Source organism: Paenibacillus sp. P2(2022) (assembly GCF_029522175.1).
GTDB classification, from domain to species: Bacteria; Bacillota; Bacilli; order Paenibacillales; family Paenibacillaceae; genus Paenibacillus; species Paenibacillus polymyxa.
This window is the reverse complement of sequence record NZ_JAKWFI010000011.1, coordinates 20,800-36,533: the sequence shown is the minus strand read 5'-3', so window position 1 is coordinate 36,533 and position 15,734 is coordinate 20,800. Positions and strand designations below refer to the sequence as shown.

Below are 15,734 nucleotides of genomic sequence, written 5' to 3'. Positions count from 1 at the left end.
ACAGCTTGTCGCATCTCTTGTCGGTAGAACGCAAAAAAACCGTAGCAGTCTTTCGACTGTACGGTTTTCCGTGTATGGTTGATACGGTTGTCAAAGTGAATTAAACACGCTTCGCGCCGCGTCCTCCGCGTTTACCTTCGGTGTTCTTTTTCAGCGACGAAATGCGTTCCTCACTATCTTTCAGGAAGCGTGACATTTTATCCTCAAATGAAGGTTTACCCGGTGCAGGCTTGAAAGAACGGCCTCCACGATCGCGGTTGAAACCACCACCGCGTCCCTGACTTGGACCTGAACCTCCGCCGCCAAAACGGTCTCCTCCGCCTGGTCCTCCTGTACGCTCCGGTCTTGGAGCTCTTGGGGGACGGGCTTCACTTGCCGGCTTATCAATCGTTTGCTTAATGGAAAGTCCGATTTTGCCATCTTTGTCAACATTAATGACTTTCACCGTCACAACATCATTAATCTTCAGGTGGTCGTTAACATCCTTAACATAATTATCGGCGATTTCCGAGATGTGAACGAGACCCGTGACACCTCCAGACAAATCCACAAATGCTCCAAAATGCGTGATGCCTGTCACTTTGCCCTCTAACTTGGTGCCCACTTCAATTGCCATAGAATAAAATGATCCTCCCTTAAAATATACAACCGATTTTTTTGCAAAAAAATCCCGCTGTGGTGATTTGATTATACAAAATGGCGGAACCAAGGTCAACTAAGCATTGGCCCGATAATGCCTCTATTTTTGATCTCCGATGATTGGCGTCTCTTCCGGTTTGTAAAGACCGTACTTGCTTCTAGCAATTTCTCCAATGTACTCAGGGTCCTTGAGACGATTCACTTCGGTTTGAAGCTGTTGTTCCGTTTGTGTAGCAGCTTGCTTCTGTTTTTCCTTCTGGGTGAGCTGTTCACTTCGATCGGCCATGATCATGCCTTGAGAAAAAAAGGTGAATATGGCCCAACTACCAAAGGCGGCAAGCGATAGCAACCAAATCATGATTCGCCTGCGCCCGCCCGCATTGGACTTGGACGTAGGAGATGAATGGCGATCTACAGACGAATTACGCATGATACTACCCCCTTCCAAACCATCTTTTTGCTGTATTTTTCAGTCTGATACCTAGCTTTATGAGCAGATCTGGCGTCTTCCAGCGCGCTATAAGCGGACGGATCAACCAAAGAATCGGCTTCCAAACCGGCATCAGGATGTATATCAGCATCCTTCCTAGGAACACAATAAGTGCCCATGTCCATCCGACCAGCTTGCGTAACAGCCGATACAGCGCTAACACCGGAAGAACAATCAGGATGCGCAGTATGCTGTTCACGATCAACGTCAGTCTGCGAACGATCTCTATTAACATTACCACAAAACGTTGGGTTGTAACACTAAAGGCCCAAAAATAGAGCCAAACCCCCAAAAGTAGTCCTAAAAAGACATAAAACCGCAGCTCACCGCGATTACTCGCGTATAGCACACGGAAAATAAACAAAGCCGAGGCCACCCAATACAGCACGTCCAACATATGAACACTCCAACGGGCAAAATGAAAGCGGATTGACAGCACCCGGTAGCTGTCAAATACCACTCCCATCGCTATGCCCGACAATAGCATCCACGTCAATGTCAGCCATTGTGTGTAAGGGTTCATTTGAAGAGCTTGCCGAATAGGCTTTTTCCGTTTTTGGCCGGGGCCCCAGGCTCTAGGTAGACGAGGGAAGTAATCAGACCTTCAATGGACAGCAGCCCCTCTTCCAGACTGAGGTTTTTGATATGTAAATGTTGTCCGCGAATGGTGAGATGGCCCAGCTCGGTCTGAAGCAAAAACTCTTCACTGTCAAAGCTCTCCACATTGCTGACGCCTGAAATGTCGAGCTGCTTGCGGCTTTGCATGCGCAGATCATGGTGCTTGGACTTCCCTTGTTCAATCATGGCATGTACCCCTCCTTCTGTTCTTAGCTTATGAAGGGGTGGGCATGATTTAGAACCGCATTGGTTATTCACGAGCATATATTAGACGAAAGCTCATCATCCAAAAGAAAAAGCATCCCTTCATAAGATATGAAGGAATGCTTCTATGTACAACGTTATGAGAAAATCAGATGTCTGCTTACCAGTTCAAACCGTTGTCCCTGGCAATAGGCTCTTCCTTTACCAAAGTGTACATACTTGCAGCCTCGTCCTTGCGTGTAGTGTCGGCGAGCCGTTCCACTCGCACGGTCACCAGCTTCTGGCCAAATTGGACGGTAATTTCATCGCCCACTTTGACCGCACTGCTCGGCTTGGCTTCGCGTCCATTCACCAGCACTCTCCCTTGTTCAGAGACGTCCTTGGCTACTGTACGACGCTTAATCAGCCGCGAGACTTTCAAGAATTTATCAAGACGCATTAGTTAACGGCTTCTTTAAGCTTATTACCGGCTTTAAAAGCAGGAACGGTCGATTCTGGAATTTCAATCGTGTTGCCGGTTTGTGGATTGCGGCCTGTACGGCTAGAACGCTTGCGCGTTTCGAAAGTACCAAAGCCGATCAGTTGTACTTTGTCGCCACTCGCAAGTGCATCTGTAATTTCACCAAGTACGCCATTCAATACAGCTTCAACGTCACGTTTGCTCAAACCGCTTTTGCTGGAAATATTGTTGATCAGATCTGTCTTGTTCATAAGATAAAAGCCTCCTAAATGTCAAAAAATAATCATCACGCTACATATCCATAAATGGAGCAGACGTGAGGTCCAACTGTGGCCGTAGCCTTTCTGAATACTACTGTAACATGTTAACTATAGGCTACAGTTATTTTCAGAATTATTACAAGTTATTCGGGCTTGTCCTTAAAAATCCTGCAATGACAGGCGTTTTTTATTCGACCCCCAGTTAAGCCAACATCCTACTACAAAACTCTGCCCATTGGCAAGTCTGCTCAAGCTGGGCGTGTTTTCAACCCTGCTTATGTCTCATTTTACTGGCCCATACAGCCAAAGATCAAATCTATGGAGTCAATCTCTATCAAGGAGCTTTTTCGCTTCCTGCCAGTAGGTCTCCATTTCATCTACACTGCTGTCTTCGGGACGACGTCCCTGCTCGCGTAATTTCTGCTCAATATACTGGAAACGGCTCACAAATTTGCGATTAGTGGCTGACAGCGCCTCCTCTGGATCTACTTCCATGAACCGGGCTGCATTCACGGCAACAAATAACACATCGCCCAACTCCAGCAACTGAGCTTCCACGGAATGCCCTTCCCGAACCGCTTCCTTCAACTCAGCCACTTCTTCGTCCAGTTTATCAAATACGCCTTCAATGCTATCCCAGTTAAAGCCTACTTTAGCTGCTTTTTTCTGGAGCTTGTACGATTTCATAAGAGCAGGTAGATCACGGGGAACCCCATCCAGCACGGAAGGGTCTGCTGCCGTTGTACCTTTAAGTCGTTTTTCCTCAGCCTTCATCTGTTCCCAGTTTTGCAGCGCCTCTTCCGCATCATTCGCTTGATTATCACCGAACACATGCGGGTGACGGAAAATAAGCTTATCGTTCAGCCCTTGGATCACATCATAGACATTGAAGGTTCCGACTTCCTCTTCCATTTGGGCATGCAGCAAAATTTGTAACAACAGATCGCCGAGCTCTTCCTTCATATGCTCAGGATCATCCTCATCTATAGTTTCAATGACCTCATACGTTTCCTCGATCAGATTTTTGCGGATCGATTGATGTGTCTGTTCGCGATCCCATGGACAGCCTTCTGGACTGCGCAAAATATCGACAATCTCATGTAGACGGTCAAAAGAACGCCATTTCAGCGCCTCATCCTCACTGCGAGGTATGTACACCAAGGATAGGTTCCCGTAGCCCTCTACTCGATCCAGCTCGTACAGCGGCACCTTGTGGACTGCTTCCTCACCTTCTACCCCAAGCGCGTGGCCGACATACACCTCATAATCGTCAGGATACCGCTCCATCAAGCACAGCTTCACATCGGAAGCCGTAAAGGTGTCATATACCTGTCCGATCAGCGTGTGCAACTGAGGCTGGAGCCAGCTCGCATCCAGTGTACCTGCATCCAACAGCTGGAAACCCTCAATCGGATCAAAACCAAGACGCACAAAAGCCTCATCCAGGAAACTTTCGCCCCCCAAGATGTTTAGTTCAATCCCTTGCGCAGGACAACGCTCCTTGAGCAACTGCACCGCTGCTTCCGCCACCATCGGGTGACCGGGAACCGCATAGACGATTTCGCTTCCGTCTGCCGCCTTAGCAGCTGTTGCCATCAATTGACTGGTAATTTCCTCGTATACCTCTGGAAAAGATTCCTTTGTCTCATATACCGCATCAAATGACTCAAAGGCCACTTCAAACTCATCCAGCACTTGAACCGCCGGATGTTCCTTGGTTCGCAGATATAGCGCTGAAGCCCCCCGCATTTTGTTCAATATCCCTATCGTAAGCTGATCGGGATCTCCCGAGCCCAGACCTACGATCGTTAATGTTACGCTCATATCCAATCCTCCGTTCCGCAAAAGCAGGATTCATGCTCGGAAAAAACACCCGGCGCAATCCAATCCAGCTTCCGCTTCCTTTGCTTTGGCATTTACTATACCACAAAGTTGTATAGGCTCATAAAATGGCTTGCGCAGCTGTCGCGCGGCAAGTCGTATAACCCCGGCTAAGCCAGTACACGCAGTCTGCGCAGCACGGCTGCCAGCGGGCGTCCGAGCTTGGGCACTGCCACAAGCTCGGCTTCCGTGATCAACCTCAAGCGTGCGAGGCCGATCACGAACACCACGGCGCCTGCTGCTACTCCCAGCAGGCTCTCCGCCGCTGCCGTGGCACGACCTCCGGCAGCCCATCCCAAGGCACCCAGCACAGCACTGGTGCCCCACATCGCCGCCCCGGCTGCACCAGCCAAGGCGACAAGCAATGCCGCCGGTTTGAGTACACTGGCGGACCAGCTCCCGCGCAGCCCCACCAAGCGGGCCAGCAGCGCGATGTTGATCACTGCCGCCAGCAGATAGGCGACAGCCCCCGCAATGGCGGCACCAGCCGTGCCTAACTGCGGCACGAGCAGCCAGTTTAGCAGCGCCTTGGCTGCTGCGGCCGCGAGCATCGCCAGAGCTGGCGCACGAACCGCGCCAAGCCCTTGCAGTAGCGCAGCCGAGATGATGCTGAGCGTGCCTCCTACGGCGGTCAGCGCCATCCAGCGCATCACCGTGCTGCCGGTGTCGTCTGCATACAGCATCACATTGACGGGCACGGCCAGCACGATCAAACCTGTCGCAGCGGCTAGTCCCAACAGCCAAAACCAGCGCAGCGATTGCTCGCACTGACGACGTGCCAGCTCCGTACCTCCAGTTACCCGAGCCTCAGCCAGCGAGGGTATGAACAATGCCGACAATGTGGTGGCAAACATCATGACCAGCTGTACTAGCGGAAGCCCCCGGTTATACACGCCGAAGGCCACCATAACCGCCGTATCGTCCAAGCCCTCCTGCTTTAACAAGCGAGGGACGGTAAATGTATCTACCAGGTTAATTAACGGAACGGCTAGCGCTCCAAGGCAAACAGGCAAGGCATAACGTAGCAGCGCCTTTAGCAAAGCGCCGTTGCTTTCCGTTGGGTGAAGCTCACCAGTCTGGGCTTGCACTGTTGTCATCGCCATCTCTTGCCGCCTAAGTCTCTTTCTGTGACCTCGCCAATACAACAGCATGATCACCAAGCCCGCTGCTCCGCCTGCTGCTGAGCCAAACACTGCTCCAGCGGCTATCATATCCGCCCCTGCTCCTTGTGACAGCATGAACAGCAACAATATGATCATCACGCTTACCCGTATCGCCTGCTCCGTCACTTGGGAGACCGCCGTTGGAATCATATTTTGCAAACCTTGAAAATAGCCTCTCAGTCCCGCCATAACCGGCACGAACAAGAAGGCAACCGCCGCCGCCCTCACCGACGGAATGACGTGAACATTGTCGATCCACTGGCCGATTAGCGGCGCACACGTATACATCAGCAGCCCCAGAATCAATCCGAATATGCCCAGTACAAGCGAAGATAGCAGGGCAACACGTTGCCCTGCTGCCCGGTTCCCCACAGCCTCATACTCAGCTACAAATTTGGATACAGCCACCGGGAATCCAGCAGCTGCAATGGTAATGAACAGCGTATAAAAAGGATAAACCGTATTATAAATGCCAAACACGCCGTCGCCGCCAATATTTTGCAGTGGGATTTTTTGCAATGTGCCGATCAGCTTGCTTGCTACCGCTGCCATTGTCAAAATGACAGCACCCCGTAGCAGCCGCGAAGCGGCGCGATTTTCCTGCATTCTCCGTCTCCACTCCCACCTGGATAAGCATTTTTACGAGTCCTATTATACCGTCTCTTCTCCCGGAAAGAAAAAAATCCCTGTACGACGTTGAACGGCTTTGTCCGTTCTGTACGTCATACAGGGGTGAAACGGGGTGTTACTGTTCCATTTGTTTGCCCAGGAAGCCAGCGGCTGTTTCAGCCATCTTGACCTCCATTTCGGACATTTTTACATTTTCATCCTTGTTCAACAATATAACAGATCCGATGGGATCACCACCCGAAACAATGGGAGCCGTCACAAAGGACGAGAGTGTTTCTTCGTGGTCTCGCGTCAGCTCATAAGAGCCGCTGGCTGTCTCCAGCACAGTCTTGCGATTATCCATGCTACCTTCGATAATGCTACCGATTTGCTTGTCCAAAAACTCTTTTTTCGAGCCTCCAGCCACCGTAATAATGGTGTCACGATCGGTAATCATCGTAATATGGCCTGTGCTTTCAAACAGGGACTCAGCATATTCTTTGGCGAAATCACCAAGTTCACCAATGGGTGAATACTTTTTCAAAATGACTTCTCCGTCACGATCCACAAAAATCTCAAGCGGATCTCCTTCACGAATTCTCAAGGTGCGGCGAATCTCCTTTGGAATAACTACCCGCCCAAGATCATCAATACGGCGAACTATACCAGTAGCTTTCATTTCACATGTTGCCCCACTTTCTCAAGAAGAATTTAGTAAACTACTGACGGTATCGAAAGACGCTTCCACTCCCCCAGAAGCGGTCACGAAGAACGTCGCGGTCATGGTGTTTATGGTGATATCTGACCATAGTATTCATCTGTTCCCAATTCCTTATGCATGTTCAGTTATTTACCTTCGTTTGCAACCCCATCTTTGGCTGTTCCAGCCTTGCTATCGCCCGTACCGCTTGTTGTTCCGCTCGGTGTAGTTGTGCTGCCCGCACCGGACGTTGCACCACTTTTCTCTTGCGTAGCAGGTGCCTTCGGCAGATTGATTTTCAAATCAAGCTTCGCCAAATCATTTTCGGTAAAGTTTTGGATACTTTCTCCAGCCAATTTATTTTTCAGGGCAGCCTTCTCGTTGTCCTTCAATTTATCAAATGTTGGATCATTGCGGGACTCCACTTTGATCACGTGATATCCGTATTCTGTTTCCACAGGCTCACCAATTTTGTTAATCGGTTGAGTCTCGGCAGCCTCTTTAAAAGCAGGTACCCATTGTGCTACGGACGCATTCTCATACAGCCCCCCATTAGATGCGGAACCTGGGTCTTCCGAATACTTCTTGGCAATCGTCGCAAAATCCGCTCCACCGTCCAGCTTCGTCTTTACTTCTTTGGCGAGCTTGAGAGTAGCCTCTTTTGTGCGCTGTTTCTTAGTTTTTGGATCTTCGAAATTAATCAATACATGGCGCACGGTTGCTGTCGTGAATTGATCTTTATTTTTCTCAAATTCCTGTTTCAGCTGATCATCCGTTACTTTATTGGTTTCGCTGTTGATTACCGTCATGACACGCGTGAAGTAATCTTTCACACCTTGTTCGGTCAGCTTCTGATCACTCAGAAATGTCTTAAACTTATCTTCGCCGACCGACTTTTTATACTGCTCCAACTGCTCGTTTCCTTGTTTGGCGCCCTCTTCCTTGGCTTTATCGTCCGCTTTGGCCGCCAAAAGCTTGTACACTACTTCCTGCTTTACAATTTGCTCACGTACCTGATCAGAAGCTAAAGCAGCCTCATACTCTGGGTACAGAAATTTCATCATGCTGATTTCTTGGTTGAACTCATTTTCGGTAATCGTTCCACCCTTATAGGTCACGACAACCTTGCTGTTGTCTTTCGGCTCATCCTTGACCTTATTCTCATCCGCTTGCTTTGTACATGCTGCCAGCACCGATATAGCTAGCAACGCTGCCATGCCCAAGGAGAGCATTCTCCAAGGTTTTCTTTTATTTAGTTGTGGCATTTTGCAGTTCCTCCTTCAATGTGAATGCTTCTTTCAATGCACTCAAAAATTGCTCCAACAGTTCTAGCAACTGTGGATCATTTAGACCTTTGCCCTTTATGCGTGCGCTCATAGAAGTGCCCTGTTCAAATTGTACACGTCTTTCAAAGCGATTGCCAATCTCGGCAAGTTTGGCCGTCTGAACCGCGTACTGACGACCTTCATGGAATTTCAGCACTATATTGTCATCCCGCTGCACAATGGACTCGATTCCATACATCCGTCCATATACTTTAAGACGAGCCACGGCAAGCAAATGACGAACAGCCTCTGGCAGATCGCCAAATCGGTCGACCAGTTCGTCCTCCAGTTCGGAAGCCTCATCAAAGGTACTGACCGCTGCAACCTTCTTATAAATCTCAATCTTCTGGATGCTGTCATAAATATAATCTCCCGGCAGGTAAGCATCGACACCCAAATCAATCGATGTACTCCAATTCCGGTTGGATTGATCCTCTTCTCCAAGCACACTGACTTTACGTTTGTTGATTTCCTCAGCCAGCATTTGCGAGTAAAGGTCAAAACCAACGGAAGCGATGAATCCGTGCTGCTCGGCGCCAAGTAAGTTACCCGCTCCACGGATGGACAAATCACGCATTGCAATCTTGAACCCAGAACCCAACTCCGTAAATTCTTTGATAGACTGAAGCCGCTTCTCCGCTACCTCTGTAAGCACCTTATCTCGCTGGTACGTGAAATAAGCATAGGCAATCCGATTGGAACGGCCTACACGCCCACGCAGCTGATAAAGCTGGGAGAGCCCCATTTTATCAGCATCATGCACAATGAGTGTATTCACATTGGGGATATCCACACCGGTTTCGATAATGCTCGTGCTAACCAGTACATCATATTCACCATCTAGGAAATCCAAAATGGTTTTCTCCAGTTCCGTTTCAGACATCTGTCCGTGACCTACGCCCACCTTGGCGTCTGGGACAAGTGCATTGATCTCGGCAGCCATCTCCTGAATCCCCTGTACGCGATTATACAGGTAGTACACCTGTCCTCCACGTGCCATCTCGCGTTCAATAGCCTCGCGAACTAGAGTCTGGCTATGCTCAACTACATAGGTCTGCACTGGAAAACGGTTTTCTGGTGGCGTCTCAATAACTGACAAATCACGTACACCCAGCATGGACATATGCAGCGTACGGGGAATAGGTGTAGCCGTTAGTGTCAACACGTCTACATTCGTTTTCAGTTTTTTCAGCTTTTCTTTGTGCGTTACGCCAAAACGTTGCTCTTCATCGACAATAAGCAGCCCCAGATCCTTGAACACCAGATCCTGGGAAAGTAGACGGTGAGTACCAATGACAATATCCACCGTACCTTGTCGAACTCCCTTGGTCGTCTCATTCTGCTCTTTGCGCGAGCGGAAACGGCTCAATACCTGAATATTGAACGGATACCCGGAAAAGCGCTCACGGAAAGTCTCATAGTGCTGTTGTGCCAAAATCGTCGTCGGTACCAACACAGCCACTTGTTTGCCCTCAATAGCAGACTTAAAAGCAGCACGAATAGCCACCTCAGTCTTGCCGTAGCCTACGTCACCGCACAGCAAACGATCCATCGGACGACTCTGCTCCATGTCCTTTTTAATTTCTTCAATAGCCCGAATCTGGTCACGTGTCTCATCATACGGGAACATATCCTCAAATTCCTGCTGTTCTGGTGAATCCTTTTCAAAAGCAAAGCCTGGTGCTGACTGTCTTTCCGCATATAGCTTGATCAAGTCATCTGCGATGTCCTGAACCGAGCTGCGCACCTTACTTTTAACACGTGTCCACTCATTGCCGCCCAGTTTGTAAATCTTGGGTTCCTTGTCCTCGGAGCCCACATACTTCTGAATCAGATCAATTTGTTCAATCGGTACAGACAGCTTATCTCCGCCCGCATAGAGGACATGCATGTAATCCTTATGGATACCGCCAACCTCCAGCGTACCGATTCCCATGTACTTCCCGATTCCGTGATTTTGGTGTACGACATAATCGCCCACCTTCAGCTCGCTATAGCTCTTAATCCGCTCTGCATTGTCTACATGTCGCCCCTGCTTACGTGCTTTCCGCTGCTTCTGGGAGAACATCTCACCTTCGGTAATCACTGCCAGATGAATAGACGGCATCTCAAAACCGCTTTGCAGATTACCAATCGCCATCGTCGGCTCATCAATACCGTAGTCTTGAAGCACTCGCCGCATCCGATCCAGACGTTCATCTCCGCTCGCCAGCATCATAACCTGTGTGCCTGCCTTGCGCCAACGATCCATCTCTGCCTTGAGTACATTCATTTGACCGTGGAAATCCTGCATGCCACGGCAGATGAAATTCAAAATATTTTGCGGCTGTGTATGCGGAACCTGGCGAAGAAAGATCGACAGGAACAGCGTTTGAAATCTCCGATTATACAGCAGATTATCCGAGTTATCCGATAGCTCCAGTTGCGGTAGAGTTTTACCGTTTTGAAGCAAATGCAAATTCCATTCAGACTCATCCCGCTCTAGCTGCCTGGCTGTTTCTAGCATCCGTGCTGGTTCATCAATGATTAGAATCGTATCTTCCGGCATATAATCAGCCAAGGTTTTGCGTTCAGGATACAGCAGGGAGATATATTTATAGATTTCGTCAAAATACACATGCTCCCGCAGCAGCTCAATTTCACGATGAATTTCCTCTTTCAGATGCTGCTTAGCCTGACGATCTGTCATTTTGTCCAGCTGTTCCTCCAACAACAGAGCAGCGGCATCAGCAGCTTGATCCATACGCTGGTGGCTTGCAATAACTTCCTTACATGGCGTTACAGTAACTTCCTGTACCTTTTCCACCGAACGCTGATCTTGCGGATCAAACATACGGATGGAGTCAATTTCATCATCAAACAACTCCACACGATATCCCCATCGGGTTGTCATTGGATAAAAATCAACAATTCCCCCGCGTACACTCATCTCCCCGCGGGATTCAACACGCTCTACACGCTGGTATCCCATCTCCACCATATGCAGCAAAAATGCTTCCAGCTGAATCGTTTCTCCCTCTTTCAGCTCAACACGAGCCTCACGCCATGTTTCCGGGATTGGTAGTAGACGCCGGACTCCAGAAAACGGCACGACAACAACCCCACGAAAACCCTGGGCACATCGGATCAATACATCAATTCGTTGGGATAACGTCTCTGGACTGGATATGGCTGCTTCAGCAGCTACCAACTCGTTAGCTGGATACAATAAAACCTGATCAGGAGAAAGCGCTTCCTGCAAATCATCTGCTATCTTTTGAGCGGCAAACATATTGTGCGTCATGACCATTAACGGTCGTCCAGTATCTTCAGCAAGTGCGGCCATCAGGACCTGTCTTGAAGAGCCTGACAAGCCTGATATCAGCTGTTCCTTCATGCCTGAGGAAATACCTGCCGCAATGGATGCATAATCAGCATCCTTCGTAAAAGCCTGAATAAGTGCTTGTAACAAAAAAGGCACCCCTTTATGCTTATAAATAGTTACATGTAAACCGAAAAAGAAGCCTCAGCAATGCTGCCAAGGCTCCATAAGCGGAATTGCCGCTTCACCTCTCAAGCTGGTACATCAGACCAGTTGAATACCTGTTATTGGAGCGGGTTTACGAGCAGACTCAGCTCCGGATTATTCTCCAGTGCCTGACTGCAATGCTCGCAAATGACCTTAACGGTCACCTCACCACCCGAATTATACGCTATTATATCTCTACGTTCAGCAGGGGTCAAGGAATGGAAGCCCAACCTTTCTTCGGTTATTGCAGCGGAGTCAATTCGCCCTAAGAAAGTTCGACAATGTCTGCATACATAATTAACAACCATGTAATGTATATGCCTCCTGAAAGTTTTCTATACCTTTCAGTATGTCCAACAATCTTCCATTTAAGCCCGTCTACCTACGTCAGAACTTACTTGTTGAATTCAGCCATCGTCCGCTCAAACGGATGATTTAGACTGTATTCTAAAGCGTTGCACGTATCTTCTATCATTCCGGTCAATAGTTCCTTTTCCTTCTTTGGAAAGGTGCCCAAAACATAATCGACAATAGCATGTCCAGGCTCTGGGCGGGAAATGCCCATGCGAATCCGGTTGAAGGATTGCGTCCCTGTATGCTGAATGATCGATTTAATGCCATTATGACCGCCTGCGCTACCTTGATAACGCAGTCTTATTTTACCGACCTCTGTATCCAGATCATCGTAAACGACAATCAGATCTTCCATATCGGCCTTATAGTAGTCCATGTATGCACGTAGAGACTCACCTGAGAGATTCATATATGTCATAGGCTTAATCAATACCGTTTTCACGCCACCAATGTGCCCCTCACCAATTAATGCCTTACATTTGCTTTGGGTAATCTGGATATTATGGCGTGAGGCAAGTGCATCTAAGGCCATAAATCCGACATTATGTCTCGTTTTCTCGTATTGGGGACCGGGGTTGCCCAATCCTACAATCCACTTCATTAGCCTTGACACCTCTTTCGAAGTCTTGATTTTTTGGTAAAATAGTTTTAGTGAACAGGAAGGTGCGTGCCGATATGCTCAATCAAGGTGATATCCTCTTATATGACAGCCATTTTCTATATCATTTAAAACATTCCGTTCCTGTCCAAATTTATGACGGGAATGTACATGTTCAAATTGGCATCGTTGCGCGTTTTAATGAGCATTTCGTCGAAATCGAGGACACACTATACAATCGTCAACGCTTCACATTCATATCTCGGCCAGGCTTTTAGCCTGACATGCTGATAGGGGTTACCTTTTCCATATGGAAAAAGCAACCCCTTTTTTAATGAGCCAGCGCTTATTCGATTTCAAACAGTTTGCTGATCGACAATTCTTCATGCACACGGATGATGGCTTCTCCCATTAATGGAGCCACAGACAGTACCTTCAGCTTGCTTGTCGGATTTGGGTGAACGATCGGGATCGTATCCGTCACAACCACCTCTTTTAATGGCGAATTCTCCAGTCTTTCCATCGCAGGACCGGACAGCACGGCATGTGTACAACATGCATACACATCTTTTACGCCGCCTTCTTTAAGCGCATTTGCACCCAATACAATCGTTCCGGCTGTATCAATGATATCATCAATTAAAATAGCCGTTTTACCTTCAATGTTCCCGATGATATTCATCACTTCACTGACATTTGGCTCTGGACGACGCTTATCAATAATAGCGAGCGGCGCACTCAGGAAGTCCGCCAGCTTGCGCGCACGAACAACCCCACCATGATCGGGTGAAACGACAATCGGGTTCTCAATTTGCTTGGAACGGAAATATTGGGCCAGAATTGGCGCTCCCAGCATATGATCAACTGGAATATCAAAGAATCCCTGAATCTGCATCGCATGCAAATCCATACTGATTACGCGGTGAGCCCCCGCCTTTTCAATCAAGTTAGCGACAAGTTTCGCCGTGATTGGATCACGCGAACGAGCCTTACGATCCTGACGAGCATAACCGTAATATGGCATAACAACATTGATACTTTTGGCAGAAGCGCGTTTAAGTGCATCAATCATAACCAATAACTCCATCAAGTTGTCGTTAACTGGCAGACAAGTGGACTGTACAATATACACATGGCAGCCGCGAACACTTTCCGACAGCTTAACCTGAATTTCACCGTCACTAAACGATGTGGTATGGGATTCCCCCATTGGGATTCCGATGTAGTCCGCAATCTGGTGGGCTAACTTCGGATTGGAGTTACAAGTAAATATTTTGAGTTTGGAATCGCAATAAGTCATTAATAGAAACCCTCCGTGCTGGTTCATTCATTACAGATTCAACAGCTTGCTGATTAAGGTCATTCCGATCTTTTTTTCTTTGCTTTGGCACGCGCGCGGATTTTGTCCGCATATCCGGCTTTGTTCTCTTGACGTGGTCTGGCAATGGCCAGGTCGTTATCAGGGACAGCATGTGTTACAGTGGAGCCTGCGACAACATAAGCACCTTTTCCAATCTTAATCGGGGCGATCAGATTCACATTGCTGCCAATAAAGGCATCGTCTTCAATTTCTGTAATGGATTTATTATATCCATCATAATTAACCGTTATTGCCCCGCAGCCAATATTTACGTTTGTACCCACCTTGGCATCACCGACATAGCTCAAATGAGACACCTTGGAATGATCTCCAATGGTCGCATTTTTCACCTCTACAAAATCACCAATCTTCACATGTTCGCCAAGCTTCGCGCCTGGACGCAGATAAGCAAACGGACCTACAGATGTACTGCTTCCCACTTCCGCTTCGTTCAACACCGAATGTTTCACTGTTGCTCCTGAGTGGATAATCGTATTCTGGATCTCTGCCTGCGGACCAATCACACAATCTTCTCCGATTTGTGTTTGACCATGCAGCCATGTATTTGGGTACAACACTGTATCGGAACCAATGACAACATCGCTCCCGATGTAGGTAGAAGACGGATCAATGACGGTGACACCATTCAGCATATGTTTGCGAACGATACGCTCGCGCATATAGCCTTCAGCAACCGACAAAGCAACTCTGTCGTTTACACCGATAGATTCCGACACGTCATCTGTCAAATACGCCTCAACCTTCTCACCTTCGCCATGCAAAATACCAATGACATCGGTCAGGTAGTATTCCTGCTGTGCATTGGCGTTCGTTACCTTGTCCAGCGCTGCAAATAACTTGGCATTGTCAAAACAATACGTTCCTGTGTTAATCTCACGGACAGCATCTTCCTCAGGTGAACAATCCTTCTGTTCCACGATCTTAAGCACGGCCCCGGAAGTATCACGAATAACTCGTCCATATCCTTTCGGGTCGTCCAACTCGGCGGTCAGAATCGTTGCAGCCGCTCCGCGGCTTTCGTGCAGTTGCACCAAACCTTCCAGCGTTTCCGCTGTGATCAAAGGAGTATCTCCACAGATGACAATTGTGGTGCCCTGCTCCTGACCGAGCAGGTCCTTGGCTTGCTTGACAGCATGGCCCGTTCCCAGTTGCTCTGCCTGAAGCGCATATTCTGCCGACGGTCCCAAATAAGACTGTACCGCCTCTGCTCCGTGACCCACGACGACTACACTGCGGGACACACCGATTGCACGAACCGTGTCGAGCACATGTCCGACCATCGGTTTTCCGCACACCGGATGCAGAACTTTATATAATTTGGATTTCATACGTTTTCCCTGCCCTGCGGCAAGAATGACTGCCAACCTTTCCAACAAGTCCAACCTCCTATCCTGAAAATAACAGTTACCCCTTGGCTAAAACGTTAATTCCCAGATCAGATTTTGCTTAACTTTTCACAATCCTCCTGAAAAATAACGGCGAACCTTTGGTTAATGGCTATTTTTTCAGGCCAGCTTGTGCTGGACGTTCATCCCCAGGACGCA

The 15,734-nt window shown here is 48.4% G+C and carries 16 protein-coding genes; 1 reads left to right on the top strand and 15 read right to left on the bottom strand.

The window, feature by feature from the left end:
• Nucleotides 1–100 precede the first annotated feature (100 nt).
• The 13 genes from MMB75_RS23210 to pth form a co-directional block, all read right to left on the bottom strand.
• Entirely contained in the window at nt 101–616 is a 516-nt protein-coding gene (locus tag MMB75_RS23210) for a S1 domain-containing RNA-binding protein (protein ID WP_013368688.1), read from the bottom strand.
• 123 nt (nt 617–739) lie between these two features.
• Nucleotides 740–1,069 (bottom strand): FtsB family cell division protein, encoded by a 330-nt coding sequence (locus tag MMB75_RS23205; protein WP_013368687.1) that lies wholly within the window; start codon nt 1,067–1,069, stop codon nt 740–742.
• 4 nt (nt 1,070–1,073) lie between these two features.
• Nucleotides 1,074–1,652 carry a spore cortex biosynthesis protein YabQ gene (gene yabQ, locus MMB75_RS23200; protein ID WP_019685738.1) on the bottom strand — a complete coding sequence of 193 codons (579 nt, stop codon included), beginning with the start codon at nt 1,650–1,652 and terminating at the stop codon, nt 1,074–1,076.
• Nucleotides 1,649–1,933 (bottom strand): sporulation protein YabP, encoded by a 285-nt coding sequence (gene yabP / locus MMB75_RS23195; RefSeq protein WP_013368685.1) that lies wholly within the window; start codon nt 1,931–1,933, stop codon nt 1,649–1,651. The genes yabQ and yabP overlap by 4 nt, the downstream gene beginning before the upstream one ends.
• A 178-nt stretch (nt 1,934–2,111) precedes the next feature.
• Complete coding sequence (locus tag MMB75_RS23190) at nt 2,112–2,390, bottom strand: RNA-binding S4 domain-containing protein (RefSeq protein ID WP_016818913.1); 279 nt, start codon at nt 2,388–2,390, stop codon at nt 2,112–2,114.
• Nucleotides 2,390–2,662: an HU family DNA-binding protein gene (locus MMB75_RS23185; RefSeq protein ID WP_007428028.1), complete on the bottom strand. Its 273-nt coding sequence runs from the start codon at nt 2,660–2,662 to the stop codon at nt 2,390–2,392. Before MMB75_RS23185 ends, MMB75_RS23190 begins: the two co-directional genes overlap by 1 nt.
• A 333-nt stretch (nt 2,663–2,995) precedes the next feature.
• Entirely contained in the window at nt 2,996–4,495 is a 1,500-nt protein-coding gene (gene yabN, locus MMB75_RS23180) for a bifunctional methyltransferase/pyrophosphohydrolase YabN (RefSeq protein ID WP_277511155.1), read from the bottom strand.
• Nucleotides 4,496–4,662: 167 nt separating this feature from the next.
• Nucleotides 4,663–6,321 (bottom strand): putative polysaccharide biosynthesis protein, encoded by a 1,659-nt coding sequence (locus MMB75_RS23175; protein ID WP_045245225.1) that lies wholly within the window; start codon nt 6,319–6,321, stop codon nt 4,663–4,665.
• 139 nt (nt 6,322–6,460) lie between these two features.
• Nucleotides 6,461–7,003, bottom strand: coding sequence for a stage V sporulation protein T (gene spoVT / locus MMB75_RS23170; RefSeq protein WP_013368681.1), 543 nt, complete (start codon nt 7,001–7,003; stop codon nt 6,461–6,463).
• A gap of 167 nt (nt 7,004–7,170) precedes the next feature.
• Nucleotides 7,171–8,289, bottom strand: coding sequence for a peptidylprolyl isomerase (locus tag MMB75_RS23165; protein WP_016818916.1), 1,119 nt, complete (start codon nt 8,287–8,289; stop codon nt 7,171–7,173).
• Complete coding sequence (gene mfd, locus MMB75_RS23160) at nt 8,273–11,800, bottom strand: transcription-repair coupling factor (RefSeq protein ID WP_045245224.1); 3,528 nt, start codon at nt 11,798–11,800, stop codon at nt 8,273–8,275. The genes MMB75_RS23165 and mfd overlap by 17 nt, the downstream gene beginning before the upstream one ends.
• Nucleotides 11,801–11,934: 134 nt before the next feature.
• Nucleotides 11,935–12,165, bottom strand: a complete 231-nt coding sequence (gene fin / locus MMB75_RS23155) for an anti-sigma-F factor Fin (RefSeq protein WP_007428020.1) — start codon at nt 12,163–12,165, stop codon at nt 11,935–11,937.
• Between the two features lie 86 nt (nt 12,166–12,251).
• A complete protein-coding gene (pth, locus tag MMB75_RS23150) occupies nt 12,252–12,812 on the bottom strand; it encodes an aminoacyl-tRNA hydrolase (protein WP_016818918.1) in 561 nt (186 codons plus the stop codon).
• A 74-nt stretch (nt 12,813–12,886) separates the two neighbouring features.
• Between pth and MMB75_RS26160 the strand changes: the two genes are divergently transcribed.
• The gene (locus MMB75_RS26160; RefSeq protein WP_013368676.1) at nt 12,887–13,087 is read left to right on the top strand and encodes a hypothetical protein; all 201 of its coding nucleotides are present in this window, start codon (nt 12,887–12,889) and stop codon (nt 13,085–13,087) included.
• Between the two features lie 68 nt (nt 13,088–13,155).
• On the opposite strand, the gene MMB75_RS23145 is transcribed toward MMB75_RS26160, so the two are convergent.
• Nucleotides 13,156–14,109 carry a ribose-phosphate diphosphokinase gene (locus tag MMB75_RS23145; protein ID WP_013308125.1) on the bottom strand — a complete coding sequence of 318 codons (954 nt, stop codon included), beginning with the start codon at nt 14,107–14,109 and terminating at the stop codon, nt 13,156–13,158.
• Between the two features lie 59 nt (nt 14,110–14,168).
• The gene (glmU, locus tag MMB75_RS23140) at nt 14,169–15,566 is read right to left on the bottom strand and encodes a bifunctional UDP-N-acetylglucosamine diphosphorylase/glucosamine-1-phosphate N-acetyltransferase GlmU (protein WP_016818919.1); all 1,398 of its coding nucleotides are present in this window, start codon (nt 15,564–15,566) and stop codon (nt 14,169–14,171) included.
• Nucleotides 15,567–15,734 lie beyond the last annotated feature (168 nt).